This is a genomic window from Phyllobacterium sp. OV277 (assembly GCF_900104355.1).
Classification (GTDB): Bacteria; Pseudomonadota; Alphaproteobacteria; order Rhizobiales; family Rhizobiaceae; genus Phyllobacterium.
Map to the genome: position 1 here is coordinate 16,682 of NZ_FNIY01000004.1, position 20,421 is coordinate 37,102.

20 protein-coding genes are annotated in these 20,421 nt (G+C 54.9%); 1 reads left to right on the forward strand and 19 read right to left on the reverse strand.

Translation table 11 applies throughout. From position 1 onward, the window contains the following. Positions 1-28: 28 nt before the first annotated feature. The 19 genes from BLU05_RS14780 to BLU05_RS14870 all read right to left on the reverse strand — a co-directional run bounded on the left by BLU05_RS14780 (position 29) and on the right by BLU05_RS14870 (position 17,919). Entirely contained in the window at positions 29-826 is a 798-nt protein-coding gene (locus BLU05_RS14780) for a transporter substrate-binding domain-containing protein (RefSeq protein WP_091881247.1), read from the reverse strand. A 20-nt stretch (positions 827-846) separates the two neighbouring features. Beyond that, entirely contained in the window at positions 847-1,773 is a 927-nt protein-coding gene (locus tag BLU05_RS14785) for an isoaspartyl peptidase/L-asparaginase (RefSeq protein ID WP_091881249.1), read from the reverse strand. A 2-nt stretch (positions 1,774-1,775) separates the two neighbouring features. Continuing rightward, on the reverse strand, positions 1,776-2,510 hold the full coding sequence (locus BLU05_RS14790; protein ID WP_091881251.1) for an amino acid ABC transporter ATP-binding protein: 735 nt from the start codon (positions 2,508-2,510) through the stop codon (positions 1,776-1,778). Position 2,511: 1 nt separating this feature from the next. Further along, positions 2,512-3,183, reverse strand: coding sequence for an amino acid ABC transporter permease (locus tag BLU05_RS14795; RefSeq protein ID WP_091881254.1), 672 nt, complete (start codon positions 3,181-3,183; stop codon positions 2,512-2,514). Next, positions 3,183-3,851 (reverse strand): amino acid ABC transporter permease, encoded by a 669-nt coding sequence (locus BLU05_RS14800; RefSeq protein WP_091881257.1) that lies wholly within the window; start codon positions 3,849-3,851, stop codon positions 3,183-3,185. Before BLU05_RS14800 ends, BLU05_RS14795 begins: the two co-directional genes overlap by 1 nt. A gap of 92 nt (positions 3,852-3,943) precedes the next feature. After that, positions 3,944-4,282: a cupin domain-containing protein gene (locus BLU05_RS14805; RefSeq protein ID WP_091881259.1), complete on the reverse strand. Its 339-nt coding sequence runs from the start codon at positions 4,280-4,282 to the stop codon at positions 3,944-3,946. Positions 4,283-4,391: 109 nt separating this feature from the next. After that, positions 4,392-5,312: a sugar phosphate isomerase/epimerase family protein gene (locus tag BLU05_RS14810; RefSeq protein ID WP_091881262.1), complete on the reverse strand. Its 921-nt coding sequence runs from the start codon at positions 5,310-5,312 to the stop codon at positions 4,392-4,394. Between the two features lie 21 nt (positions 5,313-5,333). After that, positions 5,334-6,455: a sn-glycerol-3-phosphate import ATP-binding protein UgpC gene (locus BLU05_RS14815; RefSeq protein WP_091881265.1), complete on the reverse strand. Its 1,122-nt coding sequence runs from the start codon at positions 6,453-6,455 to the stop codon at positions 5,334-5,336. A gap of 11 nt (positions 6,456-6,466) precedes the next feature. Further along, a complete protein-coding gene (locus BLU05_RS14820; RefSeq protein WP_091881267.1) occupies positions 6,467-7,354 on the reverse strand; it encodes an ABC transporter permease subunit in 888 nt (295 codons plus the stop codon). 10 nt (positions 7,355-7,364) lie between these two features. After that, positions 7,365-8,261, reverse strand: a complete 897-nt coding sequence (locus tag BLU05_RS14825) for a carbohydrate ABC transporter permease (RefSeq protein WP_091881270.1) — start codon at positions 8,259-8,261, stop codon at positions 7,365-7,367. A 79-nt stretch (positions 8,262-8,340) separates the two neighbouring features. Next, positions 8,341-9,684: an extracellular solute-binding protein gene (locus BLU05_RS14830; RefSeq protein WP_091881273.1), complete on the reverse strand. Its 1,344-nt coding sequence runs from the start codon at positions 9,682-9,684 to the stop codon at positions 8,341-8,343. A gap of 188 nt (positions 9,685-9,872) precedes the next feature. After that, positions 9,873-11,030, reverse strand: coding sequence for a fumarylacetoacetate hydrolase family protein (locus BLU05_RS14835; RefSeq protein WP_175540619.1), 1,158 nt, complete (start codon positions 11,028-11,030; stop codon positions 9,873-9,875). Between the two features lie 35 nt (positions 11,031-11,065). Beyond that, positions 11,066-12,142 carry an ABC transporter ATP-binding protein gene (gene ugpC / locus BLU05_RS14840; protein WP_091881276.1) on the reverse strand — a complete coding sequence of 359 codons (1,077 nt, stop codon included), beginning with the start codon at positions 12,140-12,142 and terminating at the stop codon, positions 11,066-11,068. A gap of 28 nt (positions 12,143-12,170) precedes the next feature. After that, entirely contained in the window at positions 12,171-12,995 is an 825-nt protein-coding gene (locus BLU05_RS14845) for a carbohydrate ABC transporter permease (protein WP_091881279.1), read from the reverse strand. Between the two features lie 11 nt (positions 12,996-13,006). Then, entirely contained in the window at positions 13,007-13,912 is a 906-nt protein-coding gene (locus BLU05_RS14850; RefSeq protein ID WP_175540639.1) for a carbohydrate ABC transporter permease, read from the reverse strand. A 17-nt stretch (positions 13,913-13,929) separates the two neighbouring features. Continuing rightward, positions 13,930-15,255 carry an ABC transporter substrate-binding protein gene (locus BLU05_RS14855; protein WP_091881286.1) on the reverse strand — a complete coding sequence of 442 codons (1,326 nt, stop codon included), beginning with the start codon at positions 15,253-15,255 and terminating at the stop codon, positions 13,930-13,932. Between the two features lie 60 nt (positions 15,256-15,315). Further along, positions 15,316-15,975 (reverse strand): GntR family transcriptional regulator, encoded by a 660-nt coding sequence (locus BLU05_RS14860; protein WP_091881289.1) that lies wholly within the window; start codon positions 15,973-15,975, stop codon positions 15,316-15,318. A gap of 36 nt (positions 15,976-16,011) precedes the next feature. Beyond that, positions 16,012-16,902: a dihydrodipicolinate synthase family protein gene (locus BLU05_RS14865; protein ID WP_091881292.1), complete on the reverse strand. Its 891-nt coding sequence runs from the start codon at positions 16,900-16,902 to the stop codon at positions 16,012-16,014. A gap of 102 nt (positions 16,903-17,004) precedes the next feature. Next, entirely contained in the window at positions 17,005-17,919 is a 915-nt protein-coding gene (locus tag BLU05_RS14870; RefSeq protein ID WP_091882270.1) for a sugar kinase, read from the reverse strand. 191 nt (positions 17,920-18,110) lie between these two features. Here BLU05_RS14870 and BLU05_RS14875 point away from each other — a divergent pair, with 191 nt between their 5' ends. Beyond that, complete coding sequence (locus BLU05_RS14875) at positions 18,111-20,417, forward strand: Tex family protein (RefSeq protein ID WP_091882273.1); 2,307 nt, start codon at positions 18,111-18,113, stop codon at positions 20,415-20,417. Positions 20,418-20,421 lie beyond the last annotated feature (4 nt).

A 20,421-nucleotide genomic window follows, 5' to 3' on the forward strand; every position in this document is an offset into this window, starting at 1 on the left:
GGGAGATACCCGGCCTTATCAAGTCAAATTACCAAAGCGGCGTTAGTGCCGGTGGATTGGACTTTTCACCCCACCATTTCTTGTAGTTCGCATCGTAAGCGCCTGACTGAATATAGTCTGAGACGAACATATCCAGCCAACGGACGAACTCTGGATCGCCCTTGGCAACTGCGATGCCAATCGGATCGTTTGAGTAAAGGCCCGGTAAAGTGACAAGGCTATCGTTCTTGGTTGCGAGATAATCGAGCAGCGAAGAATCTTCGATAGCCGCATCAACGCGCTTCTGCTGCAAAAGCAACACGCCATCCGGCGAGAAATTGTCGGTATAAACAAGCTCGGCCGTTGGCACGCTCTTCTTCAAAAAGCTCTCGCCTGTCGTGCCACGTCCGACGACCACTTTTTTGCCTGCGAGATCTTCGAGCTTGGCAATGCCGGCATCCTTTTGCACGATGACCCGCAGGCCAGCACGGTTGTAAGGGATCGAGAAATTGACGGTCTTGGCACGTTCAAGCGTCGCCGACGTATTGGCGACCACAATGTCAAGCTGTCCGGAAACAAGCATAGACACACGAGCGTCACCGGAGACATCAGTAAATTCAACGGGAACACCGAGCTTGGCCGCCAGCATCGTTGCCACATCGACGTCATAGCCAACGGGATTATTCTTGTCGTCGCGGAAACCGATGGGTTCGCCGCCAAGTGAAACACCAATGCGGACTGTTCCAGCAGCGCGAATGTCGTCAATCTTCCCGGCATGGGCTGCGCCGGTAAAGGCAAGTGCGGCAGTCAGCGCCAGTGCCGCTAATTTTCCGATTTGTACTCTCATGAATTTCCCCTTTATGTTGTTTATTGCGTCTCAAATTGTCTTGCTACCCGGTGCTCGGGCGCACTCATTCCAGCTTGCCAGAACCAGTATTTGATTTCTCCATGGCAACGGAAACTGGCCACTTCATGATTGCCCTGGGCGTCAATCGCATGAATGACCACACCTGCCAGAAACCCGGTGGTCAATTGTGCAAGGTCCTCCATCGCAATATCGACGGCTTCGCGCAATGAATGACCGAAGCGCATGGCAAGCACGATACTGCGTGCGGTACCACAGCGGATCGTCATTTCACCCGTATGCGTGCAAGCGGCCGCGCCATAACGGCTGTCCGCATAAAACCCTGCCCCTGCGATAGGCGAGTCGCCCAAACGCCCCGGATATTTCCACGCCCAACCGGAAGTGGAAGTTACCGCATGAATACCATTTGCAGAATCCTTCGACAGGAACACCGTCGTATCGCGCACCCGTTCCGGGTCGGTAATGGTGCGGCTGAGAGGGGCCAATGGAATATCGGGAAAAGCCGTCAGTTCTTCCGGCGTCAATTCCTTTTGAAGACGCTCCCACCAAACCCGCTTGCTGTCTTCATATAACGTTTCATCAATGGGAAACCCGATTTCCGTGGCAAAGCGGCGGGCACCCTCGCCCGTCAGCATCACGTGCGGTAATCGTTTCATCACCTCATGGGCCAAAGCCGCCACGGGGAGTGTATCGGGAACAGCGCCGACGGCTCCAACATCCCGCGTCGTGCCATCCATCACACCAGCGTCAAATTCCATACGCCCAAGCATATTCGGCCAGCCGCCATAGCCGACGCTACGGACCTTCACTTCGCGCTCAACCTCGCTGATGCCGGCCACCATGGCGTCAATGCCATGCGCTTGCTGCTTGAGGAGTTCGACGCTCCTGGCAAAACCCGGCCAGGCTTCCGTATTTGCAATCAGGATCATTGTCAGTCTTTACGCATTTTGGAGAGGAACTGGGCGATACGCGGCTTGGCCATGCCGCCATCGGCGGCAAAGAACTCAGCTGTTGGCAGATCGACGACAAGTTGTCCCTTGTCGAGAAACACAACCCGCGATGAAATCGTTCGGGCAAATTCGATTTCGTGGGTCACGAAAACCATGGTCGTTCCGTCACTGGCAAGTTTGGCGAGAATGGCCAGCACATCCGATGTCATCTCCGGATCAAGCGCGCTGGTGATTTCATCGAGCAACAGATAGCGCGGCTTCATGGCAAGCGCCCGGCAGATACCGACGCGCTGGCGCTGGCCGCCGGACAATTGCGACGGAAACGCGTCAGCCCGCGCGCTCAGACCCACGGATTCCAAAAGCGCGCGTGCATCGGCTTCCGCCTGCTTAGGCGGGATTTTCAACACCTCAACCGGTGCCAGCGCAATGTTCTGCACGGCGGTCATGTGCGGGTAAAGGTTGAAAAGCTGGAAGACAGTTGCTGACCGCTTGCGCGCTTCGGTCAGTTCCTTCGGACGGGAAACATCAAAATCATCGATGGTAATGCACCCGGCATCGAGCTTTTCCAGCCCGTTCATGCAACGGATCAGGGTCGATTTGCCCGAACCGCTGGAACCGAGGATCGACACGACTTCACCACTATGGACATCAAGGTCTATTCCATCGAGTACGGTAGCAGCGCCGAAAGCTTTGCGTACACCTCTCACGCTGATCATGTCACAAACCTTTCCATGCGGTATGGGCCCTCAGCCGCTTTTCCAGTGTTGCTCCACCGTAGGCGATGAGCTTGGCCATGACATAGTAAAGCGCGCCCACCATCGCCCAGACGACGAAAGGCTTGAGTGTGCGCAGATTGAGGATGTTGCCAATCTTTGTGAGGTCAACCACGCCAATCACCGATATCAGCGATGTCACCTGCAACTGATTGACCAGAAGGCCTGTGAGCGGCCCGATGGCAAAAGCCATGGCCTGCGGTGCAATGATATGGCGAAGCACTTGCCAGCGGGACAGGCCAAAGACCCGGGCAGCCTCGATCTGGTCGCGGCCGATGGATTCTATCGCGGACACGGCAATCACATAGACGAATGCGGCGGTATTGCCGGAGAGCGTAATGACGGCAGCCTCGACCGGTGTGACGTTGAGCTTGGCAAAGGCAGGCAGGCCAAAGAACACGAGAAACAGCTGGACCAGAACCGGTGAGTTTTTCAAAAGCTCAGCGAATACGGTAACGATCTGTGTGAGTACAGGCACACGGTAGAACCGGATAACTGCCCAGAGAGAACCGAGTAAAAGACCGATGATCGTCGTTGCCAGAAAGAGCGCGAGGGAAACACCAAGACCCTGCGCAAGCAGAACAATGTCGTAAGAGGTGAACGACGTATAACGCATCAGGCGACCCCGCTCTGATCACGATTGAGGTAGCGATGCAAGGCACCGATGGCGAGCGAAACCAGATAAGTCAGGCTGGCATAGGCGACGAGCAGCACCGCGTATATTTCAAAGGGCCTGAATGTGTCCGATGCGACGATCTTTGCTGAACCCGTCAATTCGTTGAGCGTGATGGTTGAGAGGATCGATGATGTCAGGATGAGGTTGATAAAGACCGATCCAAGCGGACGTACTGATGTTCTCAACGCAATCGGCATCACGATCTTGCGGAAGATGGTCGGTTTTGAAAGCCCGCTCACCTCGGCGGCTTCCAGAATGCCCGTATCAATCGAAAGAATACCCGAACGGATCACATCCGATGTGAAGGCACCGCCCGCTATGGAGAGGGCAATGACGCCAGTAGCAAACGCATCAAGATAAATGCCAATTTCCGGCAGGCCGTAGAAGAAAAAGAACAACTGGACGATGAACGGAATGTTCCGGAACAGATCCACGTAGATGTAGGCGATGCGGGAAAGGATCGGCGAAGCTGATGTAACCAGCGCGGCAACGATCATGCCAATGCACAGGCTACCGACAAGCGCCAGAACGCAGGCCTCGGCTGTCAGAACCGCACCTTTCAGCAGAAAAGGAATATGCGGAGCCAGTATGGTCAGATCAAAGGTCAAACATCAGTCCAGCGCAAAGTGAAACCGGTTTCAGTTTTGCCCAACAGAGGAAGTCTGTCAAGCGGATATGACATCAATAAAAGGATTGATTATTAGGAGAGAAACTCGGCGCGGTGTGGCGAGAAACTATCAATCAAACGGCCTTTTTCCAGCGCCTTGACACCATGAACAAGGTTGGAGGGTACAATAAAGCTGCCACCCTGCTCCAGTACCTGACTGACACCGTCAATGGTGACTTCAAAGCGCCCTTCGGCAACATAGCTCGCCTGAATATGCGGATGGGAATGCAGCGACCCTACAGCGTCCTTTTCGAACTGCACTTCAACCAGCATCATCTCAGGCAGATAGGCCATGATCCGGCGACTGACACCGGGCTCAGTCTTCGTCCATTCAGAAGCATCTTTTGAAACAAACAGAATATCGTCAGCCATTTACATAGTTCCCAATATCAACATGTCGACCAAAGTCGTATCTCGGTTTAGTCGACATTGTGAACGGAGGGAAGCGGCGCGGTCAAGCGGGTCGACCGCGCCTCTCTTATCATGCCGCCAGGCGGCGGTTATTGGCGATCTCGGCGAGTTTCAATGCGCGTTCGAGGCACTCGGCCTGTTCACTTGCAAACCGTTCTCCAGTGATTTCCATGATCAGCATCGTATCCGGCAGGAAAGTCAGCTCTTCAAAGATTTCTTCCCACGGAATGTCACCCCAACCAATCGGCAGATGCAGATCGCCGATACCCAGCGCCGTTGCTTCAGCCGGATGATAGAACTTTGTCATGCTGTAGGGACGACCAAAGCTGTCATGCACATGCAGATGGCCCGTAACCGGCGCCATGGCTTTGATCTGTTCGCGCCAGTTGAGTCCAAGCCGTGTGCTTTCAATATAGGCATGGCTAAAATCGATCAGGCCGCAGACATTGGCACTGTCAATTGCTCGCACCGTTTCACCGACCTGTGCGGGCGTCTGGCGATATTCCGCATCGGTGACAGCAAAGATGTTTTCGAGTGCGATCCGCACACCATAACCCTTGGCAATTTCCGCCATCTCAACAAGCGCATCGCGCTCCATCTTGTCGAGATCGGCGATCCGCGACTGGGCCGGCATTTTGGCATTGCCGCTGTGCTGTACGAGGATTCCGGCTTCAACACGGTTGCAAAGTTCCAGCATCGCGCGAACAACGGCCTTCTGGTACTCCAGATGCTCGCGGTCCATGAAGTTGGACACGATCTGGCCATGCACGCTGTAGCGCAAGTCGAACTTGCTTGTGATTTCAGTCAGACGTTCGACACGGCCCGGAATGATCCGGCCACCGGAAATGATCTCTTCGCCATAAAGCGACAGTTCGGCAGCATTGGCGCCCAGATCAGCGATCGTGCGCAAGGCATTTTCCAGCGTGTCAAAATTACCTTTGCCGGTGTAAGTACAAAAACCGACGGCAGAAATGGTTGAATCCGTGCTCATGTTTGATCCTTTCAAAACGGGTTATGCGGCCACTGTCTTCGTTGCAGGTTGGCGCGTTGCGACAGGAGCATCGTCAAGGCGCAAACCGCTTTGCAGCGAAAACAGATGAATATGTTCAGCGGGCAATTGCAGGCCAGCAACTGCGCCTTGCTCGAAGAATTGGTCTTCCTCAACAGAGACCGCAAAGCTCATTCCGTCAATCTCGACATGCACGATACGGCCGGAGCCAAGCTCCTCGACAAAATCGACATTGGCGGGAACGCTGTTGACTGTCCCCGCTGGGACAAGGCGGCAATGCTCAGGACGGATACCGACAGAAACGGTGGCACCAACATTCTTGCCGCCCAGAACCGGATCAATTGCCTGCTTGATGCCATCAAGCAGCACGTGATCGCCACTCGGCGCGATTGTTGTGTTGAAGAAATTCATGGCAGGCGAACCGATAAACGTTCCGACAAAGCGCGTGCGTGGCCGATGATAGATTTCAAGCGGTGTGCCCACCTGTTCCACATGGCCCTTGTTCATGACGATCAGTTTGTCGGCAAGTGTCATGGCCTCCACCTGATCGTGCGTAACAAAGACTGATGTCGCCGAAAGCCGCTTGTGCAGCCGGCGGATTTCCACCCGCATCTGAACGCGCAGCTTTGCATCAAGATTGGACAACGGTTCATCGAACAAAAATACTTTCGGCTCGCGAATGATAGCGCGACCCATGGCAACGCGCTGGCGCTGGCCGCCTGACAGTTGCGCCGGTTTGCGATCAAGCAGTTCTTCAAGGCCGACAATCTTGGCTGTCTCGGCAATGCGCCGGTCGCGTTCGGCACGCGGAACGCCCGCAACTTTCAACGCATAGCCGATATTGGCAGCAACGTTCATGTGCGGGTAGAGCGCATAATTCTGGAAAACCATCGAACAGCCACGGTCTCTCGGCTCAAGATTGTTGACCACTTTGCCATCGATGGAAATCTCGCCTGAGGTAATCTCTTCGAGACCAGCGATCATACGGAGCAGCGTTGACTTACCGCAACCCGATGGTCCGAGAATGACAACGAACTCACCGGATTTGAAGTTCAGGTCGACGCCGTGCAAAATCGGCGTGCTTCCATAGGTCTTGCGCACATCTTTGATGCCAATTTCAGCCATTGCTTTTTCCTTTATTTCTCGGTCGAGACCAGGCCACGGACAAACCAGCGCTGCAGGACTGCAACGACGATAAGGGGTGGCAGCATGATGATGAGAGCGCCTGCCATGGAGACATTCCATTCGGGCAAGGCGTTGACGGATGGTACAAGCGCACGCATGGCAACCATGGCCGTCTGGTAACTGGCATCGGTGGTCATCAGCTTGGGCCAGAGATACTGGTTCCACGCATAGACAAACATGATCGTTGCCAGCGCCAGCATATTGGTGCGCGAGAGCGGCAGCAGAATATCGATGAAGAAGCGCAGCGGTCGCGCTCCATCCATCTTGGCGGCTTCCGCCAGCTCATCGGGAAGCGTCATGTAGAACTGCCGATAGAGGAATGTGCCTGTCGCAGTTGCAATCAGCGGCAGGACCAGACCGGAATAGGAGTTCAGGAGATTCCACTGCAACGACAGTTCAATTCCGGTAAGCGTCTGGATGATCCAACGAACCGGTTCAAACACATCAGCAGCGATGTTGTAGGTTGGGATCACGCGTACTTCGAGAGGCAGCATCAACGTCATGAAAACCATCCAGAAGAAGACATGACGCAGCGGGCTCTTGAAGTAAACGATGGCAAAGGCGCTTAGCGCTGCCAATACGATCTTGCCGGTCATAACGAGCAGCGAGGTGATAAGGCTGTTGAGCAATGCCGGACCGAGATTGGCACGATCCCAGGCCGCGTGAACATTTTTGAAAAAGTCTCCGCCGGGCGTCATGTTGAAGGGTACAGCAGTGACCTCTTGCAGAGACTGGGTCGCGGCCGTGAAGATCATCCAGAATGGCCCGAGAATAAGGATTAATCCCAGGATCATGATGAGGTAGGTGATGGCGTTGAGTATTGGAGTGCGTTCGATCATCGCCGTAATCCTACTTGTAATGCACGCGCCGCTCGACGAAGCGGAACTGGATGAACGTAAACACCATGATGAGCGCGATCAGGACGAGACTTTGCGCTGCTGCACCCGAATAGTTCAGGCCTCGGAAAGCTTCACTGACGATGCGGTAGACCATGACGTCGGTCGCCTTGTTCGGCCCGCCTTCCGTGGTCAGATCGACAATACCGAACGTATCGGGGCCAACGAAACTTTCCGTCAGATTAAGGACCAGAAGGAAGAACAGGGTCGGGGCCAGAAGCGGAATCTGGATATCAAGCGCGCGGCGAACCGGTCCTGAGCCATCCATGGACGAGGCTTCGAGCAGGCTGCGCGGTATGGATTGCAGACCGGCAGTCATGAAAATGAAATTGTAGCCGATCCATTTCCACGCGAAACAGATGATGATGAGAATCATCGCGTGGCTGCCATATTTGGCGGGATTCCAAAGATCAGGCGACCATGTATTCACCACGGCAATCAGTCCGCTCTCCGGCGCAAAGATGAAGCGGAAAGCCAAACCCACGGCGGGCGCGGCAATTGCATAGGGCCAGATGTAGAAAAAGCGAAAAAGACCTGATCCCTTCAACTGGCGGTCAACGCAGATCGCCAGAACAAAGGCAATCAGCATCGACAATCCGGTTGCGGTGAATGCAAAGAACAGGCTGAGTGAAACGGAACGCCAATATTCCCTATCGGCAAAAACATCGCGAAAGTTGTCGAGGCCGACAAAGAGACGTTCGCCAGCACCACCAAAGGCAGGTTCCAGCGTAAAAGCCCAGTTGAAAACCGATATGGCCGGCCAGTAAAAAAAGAACAAAATGAGCAGGAGTTGCGGCAAGGCAAAAAGGACGGGCAACCACCAGCTTTTGAAAACAGCGCGCTTGTTCATGAGATTAATCAATTCTGCCTATGGGCGAAAATGAAATGGCCCGGTGCAGCGATGCTCCGGGCCATTTGAAAGCCTGTAATTAGTTCAGTGCTTTACCGGCATAGGTCTTTTCAAAACGGCGCAGGATAACATTACCGCGCTCAACAGCCTGATCAAGACCAGCCTGAACGGTCAGCTTGCCAAAGAAGATGCCTTCCATTGCATCAGAGATTTCCTTGCGGATCTGCGGGAAACCACCAAGACGGATGCCGCGGGTATTGGCTGATGTTGGCGTGAATGTCAGGCTGGCGATTGCCTTTTCACGGCCCTTGAAGGCCGGCTGATCGTAAAAGCCCTTGGCTTTCATGGCTTCAAAGCCTGTCTTGGTAACAGGGATATAGCCCGTTACTGTCGACCACCACTCAACCATATCGGGCTGGGCGATAAAGTTCAGGAACGCAGCCGCGCCCTTATATTCAGCTTCCGGACGGTTGTTCAGAACCCAAAGGGATGCACCGCCAACCATTGAGTTCTGGCGGGCCGTGCCCTTCCAGACCGGAAGCATGGTCACATCCCACTTTGCACCCTGCTTGATGGTCTTGCCGATTGTGCCGTGATCAGCAATCGAGGACTGGATCATCTGGCAGGTTTCGGAGGTGAATGCTGGAACAACATCCATGCCGAGCTGCTTGGTCTTGACCACGAACAGGCCTTCATCCGTCATCTTCTTGAAGAATGTCAGCTGGTCGACCAGCTTGGTCTTATTGAGCGTAAGCTCAGTATCAAGCCCGTCATAGCCATTGTTCTTGGTGGCAATAGGCTGATTGTGAATGGCGGAGAACTGTTCGACGGTTGCCCAGCTGTCAAAGCTGAAGCCGAATGGGCAGGCATAACCGGCAGCTTTCAACTTGCGTGCAGCGGCTTCAACATCTTCCCACGTTTCAGGCGCATTCTGGATGCCTGCTTTGGTGAAGGCGTCAACATTGTAATAGAACATTGCGGTGGAGGAATTGAACGGGAATGAGTTCAGTTCGCCCTTTGCAGTGGCGTAATAATTGGCGATGCCCGGGAAATAGTTGCTCCAGTCGATCTTGTAGCCATTGTCTTCCATCAACTTTTTGGCTGGAACGAAAGCGCCTGAGAGCATCAGGTCGAGCGTGCCGCCATCAAATACCTGTACGACAGCTGGGTGCTTTTTGGCGCGGTAGGCGGCAATAGCGTTCTGGACAGTTTCAGGATAGCCGTTCTGGCTGGTGCAGACGATTTCAAAATTGGCCTGCGAGTCGTTGAACTTCTTGCAGGCGTCCTGCACGCGTTCGCCAAGATCACCGCTGAGGCCATACCAGAATTCAAACTTGACCTTTTCGGCCATGGCTGGCGTCGCGCCAAAGCCAGCGACCAACAGCCCCGCGGCCAAACCTATTTTCACACCAAAACCCTGCATTAAAGCCCCCTGAATACGGCAATTGAGAAAATGATCTCGAGGCAGTTCTGGACAATTCCAGCTGCCTCGCTCGCATTCAACTCTGGACGGGCTGTGTGAAAGTTTGATCGAACTTAGACGAAACTATTATGACAATTGTTCAATCTGGCCGTGTGAGCCAGACTGAATGGCGGCGAGAAGATCGGTGACTACAGCAAGCCCCGCGCGGCAAGATTGCGCATAAGTGCCGACGTGCCAAAGGTCCATTCGGGGCATTCCGTCGACAACCGCACCGTATTCGCAAGCGCACCCAATTGCGGATTTGATATAGTCACGACATCGCCGATCTTATGGGTGAACCCCTGCCCGGGCGTATCGCGGTCTTCCACTGGCGCAAAGAGCGTTCCCATGAACAGCATGAACCCATCGGGATACTGGTGATGCCTGCCGGTAGTCTGGGCAACCAGATCCAGCGGATCGCGACTGATCTCCCGCATAGTGCTGCTGCCCCTGAGAACGTAGCCATCCTTGCCCTCAACCATGAGGTCAAGGTCGGCATTGCGCACATCATCAATGGAATAGGTCGCGTCAAAGAGCCGAATGAACGGGCCGATTGACGATGAGGCGTTGTTGTCCTTGGCCTTCCCAAGAAGAAGTGCAGAACGGCCTTCGACATCGCGTAGATTCACGTCATTGCCGAGCGTTGCGCCTTTCACCACGCCTTTGCTGTTGACGGCGAGGACGATTTCCGGCTCCGGATTGTTCCAGCTCGATATGGGATGCAGGCCTACCGCTGCGCCCCAGCCGACCGATGAGAGCACTTGCGCCTTGGAGAACACTTCCGCATCCGGGCCGATACCGACTTCCAGATATTGCGACCAGACGCCTTCTTCTATCAGCGCAGCCTTGACCTTTGCCGCCTCCGGCGAACCGGCTTTGAGGTCGCGCAGGCTATCACCAATAATAGGCATCACCCGTTCGCGGATCTTGAGCGCAAGCGTGGGATTGCCTGCCGCCTTTTCCTCAATAACGCGTTCGATCATGGAGCGGGCAAAGGTAACACCGCAGGCTTTCACTGCCTGAAGATCGCACGGCGCGAGCAGCCGAAGCTGCGACGCGTCCCCCTCGCTTTCGACAGATGCCCCGAAAATCTCGTCCAGCGAGCCCAGCTTCGCGCCGCCCTGTGCTTTCGCATAAGCAGCCGGGTCTTCCAGTTCCAGAAGATCGCGCATGGTTGCGATCTCCTTGGATGTGATGTCGAACAAAACTCCGTCGCGGATCACAACGATTGCGGGACCTTGCACATCAGGGCGCCAGACACGGCCAGCAAATGTTCCGGTCTTGAAAGTCTCTGTCGATATGGTCACGGGCAATGCTCCTGGAAGTCTTGATATTATGGCGATCAATGCGTGGCAGTTTTACTGCCAAGACGCATTCCACTAGCACCATCAAACAGATGGCTGTGAGCAGGATCAATCCCTATGTGAATTCTATCGCCTGATTTAATGGAGAGCCGCTCACGGAAGAGGCACATGATCTCCTGATCACCCAATTTGCCAACCACCATGATTTCCGATCCCGTTGGTTCGACAACACTGACGTCGACCGGAATGCCGCCCTCCGCAATCCTTATATGTTCCGGGCGCACGCCATAAATTACCTCACCTGATCCTGCCGATGCAATCGTCTGCGGTACAGGCAGTTTGATCCCCTCCGCCGTTTGAAACGAACCAACTCCCGCCAGACTGCCCCGGATGAAATTCATCGACGGTGATCCGATAAACCCGGCGACAAATAGATTGGCCGGATAGTCATAGAGGTCGAGCGGCGTACCGATCTGCTCAACCAGACCATCCTTCATCACAACGATCTTGTCCGCCATGGTCATGGCCTCGATCTGATCGTGAGTTACATAGACAATAGTTGTCCCGAGCCGCTGGTGTAGCCCCTTGATTTCGCTGCGCATCTGCACCCGCAATTTGGCATCGAGATTAGAAAGTGGCTCATCAAACAGGAACACCTGCGGATCGCGGACAATGGCGCGGCCCATGGCAACACGCTGCCGTTGACCGCCTGACAATTGCCGGGGAAACCGGTCGAGCAGTTTTTCCAGACCAAGGATTTCGGCAGCCCGGCCAACACGACTTTCCTTTTCCTGCTTCGGCGCATTCTTCAGCATGAGCGCAAAGCCCATATTGTCGGCAACAGTCATATGGGGATAGAGCGCATAGTTCTGGAACACCATGGCAATGTCGCGTTCCTTGGCAGGCAGATCATTGACCACACGACTGCCAATCGCAATCTCGCCCGTGGTGATCTCTTCAAGCCCTGCGATCATACGCAGCAACGTCGATTTTCCGCAGCCTGATGGCCCAACGAGAATAACGAATTCGCCATCTTCAATATCGACGGAGACACCGTGCATTACATTGACAGTACCGTATTTCTTGGTGACATCCTTGATCGAGACCGAAGCCATCGCGTTCTCCCTGTTCCCTAATATTATACTAGCCGCCCTTGACGGCACCGGCGGTAAGACCCGCAATGATCTGGCGTTGCGCAAAAATTGTCAGCAACAGCACAGGCAGCGTAACGACCAGCGCCGCAGCGGCCAATGGGCCCCAACTGACCTGTTCAAAGGACAGCATATTGTAGACTGCGACAGGCAGCGTCCGGGTCTCGCGACTGGCAAGCACAATGCCAAAGACGAAATTGTTCCAGGAAAAGATCACCGCCAATATCAACGAAACCACAATACCGGGTTTGGCAATCGGCAGCGCTACCTTGACAAAAACCTGCCACGAGGTTGCGCCGTCAATCATGGCAGCCTCTTCCAGTTCCATCGGCGTTGTTTCGAAATAGCCGATCATGATCCAGATCACGATGGGCACTGTCACAACCAGATGGATGATGATCTGCGGCCACAGTGTCCCCAGCAACCCCATTGTCTGGAAAAGCAGAAACAAGGGGATGAGATAGGAAAGGCCCGGCGTCATACGCGCGATCATGACGACGATGGCCGCCTTGTCGGCGCGCAAACGTGCAATACCATAACCCGCTGGAACCCCGACAAGCAGCGCAAGCAATGTCGATATGCCAGTTACGACGAGACTGTTCCAGAAGTAGTGGAGGAAATCGTTGGTCGCAAAGATCTGCGTGTAATTTGACCACGCGATGCGTTCCGGAATGAAGATGGGCGGATAGGCGCCGTTGTCGATCTCATATTTCAACGACAGCGACAACATCCAGAGAAAGAAGAAAATGGCGGGCGAAACAATCACGAACACGACAAAGGCTGTGCCCAGTGATTTCAGCGGACTACGGCGGGCCATCGGCGTCTCCCTCAGCTATTCCATTTGGTCCGCTGGCGCAGGTAAAGCAGCGCCAGAGACATGGTGATGATGACGATGAAGAAGACCACGGCAATCGCCGAGCCATAGCCTATGTCGTAATAGGAGAACGCAACGTTATAGAGATAGATATTGATCGTTTCGGATGCCGTTCCCGGGCCGCCTTGCGTCATGGCAAAAATGATGTCGAAGCTTTTCAGGGCATCGATTGAACGGATGATCACTGCGACCATCATGAACGGCAGGATCATCGGCAGTGTGATGTAGCGGAATTTCTGCCAACCATTGGCGCCGTCAATCTCCGCGCTTTCAAAGGGATCGCGCGGCATGGAAGCGAGCCCCCCGAGCACAATCAGCATGACCAGCGGCGTCCATTGCCATGTCTCAACAAGCACAAGTGACGGAATCACTGTCTTCTGATTGAATATCCATTCCTGCGGACCAATCCCAACCAGTGACAACAAGTAATTGAGAACCCCAAGCTGCGGGTGGTACATCATGGTCCAGACCAGTGCGATCGCCACGGGCGTTGCCATCATCGGCATGACGAATATACCGCGTAAGAGACCACGCATCGGCAGTTTGCTGTCAAAGATCAGGGCCGCAATGGTTCCGAAAAATAAAGGGGCAATGACGGAGAGAAGCGTATAGAGCACCGTGTGCCCCATGGATTGCCAGAAGCGGACATCACTGGCCAACCGGGTAAAATTGGCAAAGCCGACAAAGCTTTGTTCGCCGCCAAGATGCCATTCATTGACACTCATCCACAGCGTGAACGCCCACGGGAATAGAATGACCGCCCCGACAATAACCAGCGCCGGAATAACAAACGGCCAATAGCTCGGCTTGAGCCGGCGTTTGCCTGTTCTGGCCTTGGTGTTTTGTGCCTCACTGGTCATGGTCGGAGCGGCGATTGTCATTTGCCCTCACTGCGCGCAAGGATCGGCCGGAACTCTTCGGTTGCCCGTTTCATTTCCGTTGCAGGGTCAGCACCACCGAGAAGGTTGGTCAGCCCGACACCCATCACATCGCGGAACTCTGTGACCGGGACGATAACGGGCAGGCAAAGCTGGCTGACCTTGGCCGATGCCGTCAACACATCAACCCATTCGGACGGCATGGTTACACCCTTGCGAACCTCGGGATCATTGAGAATCGAATTGCGGAACGGTACACCGGAACCGGTTTGCAGCAGGCGTGCGCCCATCTCCTTCGAGATTGCCCACTGGCAATAAAGATAGGCTGCTTCCTTCTTCGATGACCCTTCCGTCACCCCGATACCGTCACCAAATGTTGGCGCGGCCTGCGTGACTGGTCCCTTCGGCATAACGCCATAGCCGACCTTGCCAACGACCCGCGATTTCTCCGGGTTTTCCAGTGGCGGCGCAAAACCGATACCGTCAAGCCACATGGCAACCTTGCCCTGCAAGAAGTTTGATTGGCATTCGGCCCAATTGAAGCCAGTCACACCGGGAGGTGCGGATTTCGTCATCAGCCGCTGGTAGAGCGTTGCCGCTTCGATAGCTTCAGGCGTGTCGGTCTGGAGATTGCCATCATCAATCGTGCTCTTGCCATAACCAAGCATGAGACTGGCCCAGACAGGCGTATTGGCGTTCTTCATGCCCCGCGCGACGAAGCCGTAAGTGCCCTTGCTCGTATCGGTAAGCTTCTCTGCTGCACTCACCAGCTCATCAAAGGATTTTGGATATTCGACCCCTTTGGCGGCAAAGAGTTCCTTGTTCCAATAGAGAATCCAGTAATCCACTGAGAACGGAAGACCGCCGAAACGACCGTTTTTGTCCTTGGCAAAAGCCAACCCGGCTTCAGCGAAATCGCTTTCGACGAGTGAAGGTTCGGTAAGGCTGGGGTCCTTCAGGAATGGTGTCAGGTCGGCAAGCCAGCCGCCCTTTTCGAACTGCCGTTTCTGCACGTGATAGCTGATATGGATGACGTCAAAGCTCGGCTTGCCGGATGTCAGTTCAATCACGGCTTTCTGGCGCTGCTGCTGTTCCGGTGTCTGCTCAGAATTCACTTTGATCCCGGTCAGTTCTTCGAATTCTTTCTGATACTTTTGCAGAATATCGCCACGCGGACTCTTGATCAGGTTCACCTCAAGCGTCGTGCCCGCATATTTCTTCCAGTCGACATTGGCGAATGCCGGTTTTAGTCCGGCAAAGCTGGCAGCGCCTAGTGCTGCTGATCCGGCCAGAAATTGCCGGCGTGTCGGTTGAATCCGTTTCATGCTTATCATCCTCCCATGATTATTTCAGTGCCGTAACTCCCATTTCCGGCACCGGTGCATTCAGACTTTCAGAGCAAGGTTCCTTGCATTGTTTATGTGTTCAGCGATGGCATCCATCGCCGCCTGGGGTTCGCGTGACTCGATGGCTGATATTACCGCCAGATGCTCGCGCATCACCGGAATGACCCGACCCGTGATGCGAAACCGCTCCTGGTTGATCAACCGCATCTTGATGGCATTGATACGATAGGCTTTCGAAATGATCCCGTTACCAAGGGAATCAATGATCGTATCGTGCAGGGACCAGTCAATCGCCTGTGCGTGCAGCTCAAGCTCCGGCGTTTCACCATCCCTCAATGCCATTTCCAATGTCTCTTCATGTTCGCGGCGCAGCTTTGCCAACAGATCGTCGGATGCGGAAACGCAGAATAGCGCGATGGCCTCCTTCTCCATGAACACACGAAACTGAAACGCCTCCCGGATAAGGTTGATATCGATATGTGCAATCTGTATCCCGCGCTGCGGAACCGTCTTCACCAGCCCCTCGGCTTCAAGCCTCGGGACAACTTCGCGGATCGCGCCAAGCGGCATCCCCGTCATGGCCACAAGCTGGCGCTGCGATACGAACTGTCCCGGATGAAAATCACGGGCCAGAAGATGCTCTGTGAAACTGGCATAGGCTTTTTCACGCAGTCTTACCGGCTCGCCACTATCATCCATGCCTGTTCCTCCTCGGGGCGCTTTTACGATTCCCCGTCAGGCTGCCGCCGCTACGAACAAACGATCAAAGATCGTCGTCAGATGCTTGAAATCACCCTCTGGCAAAGTGTCCAGCGGGCCGCGCGTGCGCCGCCAACCGTCTTCACCACGATGATGCGCAACCATTGCCTTGACCGCAGGAATCACTGGATACTTCACCAGTTCGTTGACAGCCGCAACCACCTCTTCGTCATCACGCCCTTCATCAATCATGCGCAGAAGACGTTCGGGGTAAAGATTGGCCAGCCCTGAAATCGCGCCCTGCCCGCCAAGCCGCACGCCGCCTGCAAGGCTTCGCTCGTCACCAATCAGAATGGCAAGATCATTGTGCCGCGCCAGCATTTTTTCCGTATAGTTCCAGTTGCCGGAGGAGTCCTTTACCCCTGCAATGGCGTTGGGAAAGGCCTCCCGCAAGCGCGTGACAAGATCAATGGAAATCTCAACCGCCGTAACAGACGGGAGATTATAAAGAATAACTCCACGAACATCTGGTCCGATTGCCCTGAATGTTGCCGAATGCCAGTCAAACAATCCGTCATCACTGACATTCTTGAAGTAAGATGGCGGTGCAAGGAGAATGCCCTTGCATCCCGTATCAAGCGCAAACCGCGCCTGCTCAGCAGCATCGACGTGGGAATTTGCCATGATGCCGACAACGATTTGCGATGGTTCAATTCCCGCCGCAATGAATTCCTTGATAACAGTCTGACGCTCCAAAGCACCGATAGACGAGCCCTCACCCGTTGTTCCAAACAACGTCACACTGCTGCAACCACGCTGCAAACAGGACTTTGCATGATCGATCGCGGCACGCAGATCAATTGCCAACGCCGCATCAAACGGCATCGTCAACGCCGCAGAAAGTCCAAACCGTTCAACCCGAGACAATGATTTTCCTCCCACTCTCTCAATGAATAAAGACTACTAACATGTTAGTTATGAGTCAATAAGTTGTCACGCACTTTTTTATCATTATGAATACAGATGTTGCTAGACTAGGAGGAACTGTTCAACTTCGTTTCGTGTTGGCGCACCGGCGCGTCCACCAAACCGTGCGCACTTGATAGCGGCGGCAGCGCTGGCAAACCGCATGATCTCTTCCATGGCCTGCCCCTCAGCCAACCCAAGCGCAAAGGCTCCGTGAAAGACATCTCCAGCCGCAAGCGTGTCCACGACATCCACTGGAAAAGCCGGCATATGGTTCACTATACCCGCTTCGCCTTCCGACCAGAAACAGCCCTTATTCCCACCGGTTACAGCGACAAAACCGCGATAGCGTGCCGCCAGGGCAATCACCGCATGCTCGATATCCGTTTCACCGGTGACGATTTCCGCCGCGGGTTCGGAGGCGACAATGTGCGAGGCTAAAGGCAACAGTCGTTCAAGTGTCTCAAGCGGCGCAACATCCGCATCGAGAACGCCGGGAACGCCTGCCTCCCGCGCCGCCTTGAGCGCAGTTGCTGCCGCCAACGGCCAGCGGACATCCGTCATCACCACATCGAATGCGCCGTCTTTAACCGACGGAATTTCCTCCGGCGCGCTCAAAAGGGTTTTGTCATAAAACGGCACGATCATACGCTCGCCCGATCTGTCGACGAAGATCGACGAGAAGGCCGAGCGAGCGCCATCAATGCGGCGGACGAACGAGCAGTTGACACCTTCGTCTGTCAATTCGGCAACCACCCGATCACCAATATGGTCCAGCCCGGCTGAGGCCCAGAGAAATGCGTCACCACCGAGTCTCGCAATGCTGGCCGCCTGACTTGAGGCCATGCCCGCCGCAATCTCAACAGCCTCCTGCGGGATGAATTTACCGGGACCGGGCGGCAACCTATCCAACCGGAAGATCGTGTCCATCGTCAGCGCACCAACGCACAAAATCCTTGGCTTCGTATTTGCCTGCATAGTCATATTACCCATTTTGGCTGAATCAGCAGAGATGTGCAGCGATAAGGAAACGTTTCATCTGATCCGTCAAGCCAAGGGCAGGTCCTCCAATTTTCCGTGGAACGCTTTGTGCGCGGCAGGATCAAATGATTGCCGATTGCCACTGGCAGCCCTATGGTCACCCTCCGATTATGATTGATGAGACCAGTATGACTGCCACAACTGCCCGTATTGCGCGTATCATTGCCACCGAGATTAACGCCAGACCTGAACAGGCCAATGCTGCCATTGACCTACTGGATGGCGGCGCAACCGTTCCGTTCATTGCCCGCTACCGCAAGGAGGTGACCGGTGGGCTTGATGATACACAGTTGCGGCTTTTGGATGAGCGGCTGGTGTACCTGCGTGAACTCGATGCGCGACGCGATACGATCATCGAGTCGATCCGCAGTCAGGGTAAACTGACCGATGAGTTGGAAAACAAAATCCTGTCATCAGTCACCAAAGCTGAACTTGAAGACATCTATCTGCCCTACAAACCCAAGCGGCGAACACGGGCTGAAATTGCCCGCGAGCGTGGATTGGGCCCACTCGCCGAAACAGTTCTGTCTGACCGCCGCACAGTTCCATCCGAACTTGCTCAGACCTTTCTGACCGCAGATGTACCTGACGTAAAAACGGCTCTCGATGGCGCACGCGATATTCTGGTCGAGACGTTCTCGGAAAATGCCGATCTTGTCGGCCGTCTGCGCAACCATATGAAGGATAAGGCCGTTCTGCGGGCCAAGGTTGCCGATGGCAAACAGGAAGCGGGCGCAAAATTCTCCGACTATTTCAACCATTTCGAGCGTTGGGCAACGATCCCCGGCCACCGTGCACTCGCAATGTTGCGCGGGCGCAATGAAGATGTGCTGTCGCTCGACATTGAGGTCGATGCCGACGATACGTCGCCCGTCAAACCTGTTGAGCGCATGGTCGCCAGCGCTTATTCAATCTCCCCGAACGGAACAGCCGCCGATAGCTGGTTGATGGAGGTTGTCCGCTGGGCCTGGCGTGCGCGACTGTCTCTCAACCTGTCCATCGATCTGATGACGCAGATGCGCGAAAAAGCCGAAGAAGAGGCCATTCACGTTTTCGCCCGCAACCTTAAGGATTTGCTTTTGGCAGCACCGGCGGGATCGCGCGCAACGATGGGACTTGATCCGGGCATTCGTACCGGCGTCAAAGTCGCTATTATCGATGGCACAGGCAAGGTACTCGACACCACAACGGTCTATCCCTTCCCGCCGCGCAATGATGTCCGCGGGACGCAAGCCGAACTGGCCCGCCTGATTGTCAAACACAAGATTGAGCTGATCGCGATCGGCAACGGGACCGGCAGTCGCGAGACCGAGCGCCTTGTCGCTGATATGCTTGGCGATATGCCATCGCCAAAGCCGTTAAAGGTGATCGTTAGCGAAGCCGGTGCGTCGGTTTACTCGGCATCTGCAACAGCAGCTGCGGAATTCCCCGATCTTGACGTTTCGCTTAGAGGCGCTGTTTCCATAGCCCGGCGCTTGCAGGACCCGCTGGCAGAACTGGTCAAGATCGAGCCTAAATCCATTGGCGTTGGCCAGTACCAGCATGATGTTGACCAGTATCGCTTGGCCCGCTCACTCGACGGTGTTGTCGAAGATGCTGTGAATGCGGTGGGCGTTGATCTCAACACCGCCTCGGCACCGCTACTCGCTCGCATTTCAGGCCTGGGCACCTCACTGGCCGAAGCGGTAATCGCTTACCGCAACGAGGTTGGTCCGTTCAAAACCCGGCGTGATCTTCTGAAAGTCGCCCGGCTAGGGCCGCGTGCCTTCGAACAATGCGCAGGATTCCTGCGTATTCCTGACGGCACAGAGCCGCTGGACGCATCAGCCGTCCATCCGGAAGCTTATGGCGTCGCCAAGAAGATCGTCAGTGCTTGTGGTCGCGATGTCCGCTCGCTGATGAATGACGGTTCTGCTTTGAAGGCGCTCGATCCACGCCTTTTCGTTGACGAGCGTTTCGGTCTACCAACGGTTCGCGACATCATTGCAGAGCTTGAAAAACCCGGTCGCGATCCTCGCCCGCAGTTCAAGACGGCAGCCTTTGCCGACGGCATCGACAATATCAAGGATCTGAAACCGGGAATGATGCTTGAAGGAACTGTCACCAACGTGGCGGCCTTCGGCGCCTTTGTCGATATCGGCGTCCATCAGGACGGTCTGGTCCATCTCTCACAGCTGGCAGATCGTTTCGTCAAGGACGCGCACGAAGTCGTCAAGGCGGGGGATGTGGTGAAGGTTCGCGTCGTTGATATCGACGTAAAACGCAACCGCATCAGCCTGACCATGCGCAAGGATGGCGCCGCACCTGTGCCAAAAGAGCAAAAGGCTGACAATAACAGCTACAGACCAAAGCCAGCCGTACCGAACAAGCCGCAGACTTCATCACCGCAGGGCGCTTTTGGTGCCGCACTCGCGGATGCCTTGCGCAAGAAGTAACGGC

Bases quoted from the DNA above. Each gene is read 5' to 3' on its own strand.
- BLU05_RS14780 (WP_091881247.1), bottom strand. From the start codon at position 826: ATGAGAGTACAAATCGGAAAATTAGCGGCACTGGCGCTGACTGCCGCA.
- BLU05_RS14785 (WP_091881249.1), bottom strand. From the start codon at position 1,773: ATGATCCTGATTGCAAATACGGAAGCCTGGCCGGGTTTTGCCAGGAGC.
- BLU05_RS14790 (WP_091881251.1), bottom strand. From the start codon at position 2,510: ATGATCAGCGTGAGAGGTGTACGCAAAGCTTTCGGCGCTGCTACCGTA.
- BLU05_RS14795 (WP_091881254.1), bottom strand. From the start codon at position 3,183: ATGCGTTATACGTCGTTCACCTCTTACGACATTGTTCTGCTTGCGCAG.
- BLU05_RS14805 (WP_091881259.1), bottom strand. From the start codon at position 4,282: ATGGCTGACGATATTCTGTTTGTTTCAAAAGATGCTTCTGAATGGACG.
- BLU05_RS14810 (WP_091881262.1), bottom strand. From the start codon at position 5,312: ATGAGCACGGATTCAACCATTTCTGCCGTCGGTTTTTGTACTTACACC.
- BLU05_RS14815 (WP_091881265.1), bottom strand. From the start codon at position 6,455: ATGGCTGAAATTGGCATCAAAGATGTGCGCAAGACCTATGGAAGCACG.
- BLU05_RS14820 (WP_091881267.1), bottom strand. From the start codon at position 7,354: ATGATCGAACGCACTCCAATACTCAACGCCATCACCTACCTCATCATG.
- BLU05_RS14825 (WP_091881270.1), bottom strand. From the start codon at position 8,261: ATGAACAAGCGCGCTGTTTTCAAAAGCTGGTGGTTGCCCGTCCTTTTT.
- BLU05_RS14830 (WP_091881273.1), bottom strand. From the start codon at position 9,684: ATGCAGGGTTTTGGTGTGAAAATAGGTTTGGCCGCGGGGCTGTTGGTC.
- ugpC (WP_091881276.1), bottom strand. From the start codon at position 12,142: ATGGCTTCGGTCTCGATCAAGGATGTCACCAAGAAATACGGTACTGTC.
- BLU05_RS14845 (WP_091881279.1), bottom strand. From the start codon at position 12,995: ATGGCCCGCCGTAGTCCGCTGAAATCACTGGGCACAGCCTTTGTCGTG.
- BLU05_RS14850 (WP_175540639.1), bottom strand. From the start codon at position 13,912: ATGACCAGTGAGGCACAAAACACCAAGGCCAGAACAGGCAAACGCCGG.
- BLU05_RS14855 (WP_091881286.1), bottom strand. From the start codon at position 15,255: ATGAAACGGATTCAACCGACACGCCGGCAATTTCTGGCCGGATCAGCA.
- BLU05_RS14860 (WP_091881289.1), bottom strand. From the start codon at position 15,975: ATGGATGATAGTGGCGAGCCGGTAAGACTGCGTGAAAAAGCCTATGCC.
- BLU05_RS14870 (WP_091882270.1), bottom strand. From the start codon at position 17,919: ATGCAGGCAAATACGAAGCCAAGGATTTTGTGCGTTGGTGCGCTGACG.
- BLU05_RS14875 (WP_091882273.1), top strand. From the start codon at position 18,111: ATGACTGCCACAACTGCCCGTATTGCGCGTATCATTGCCACCGAGATT.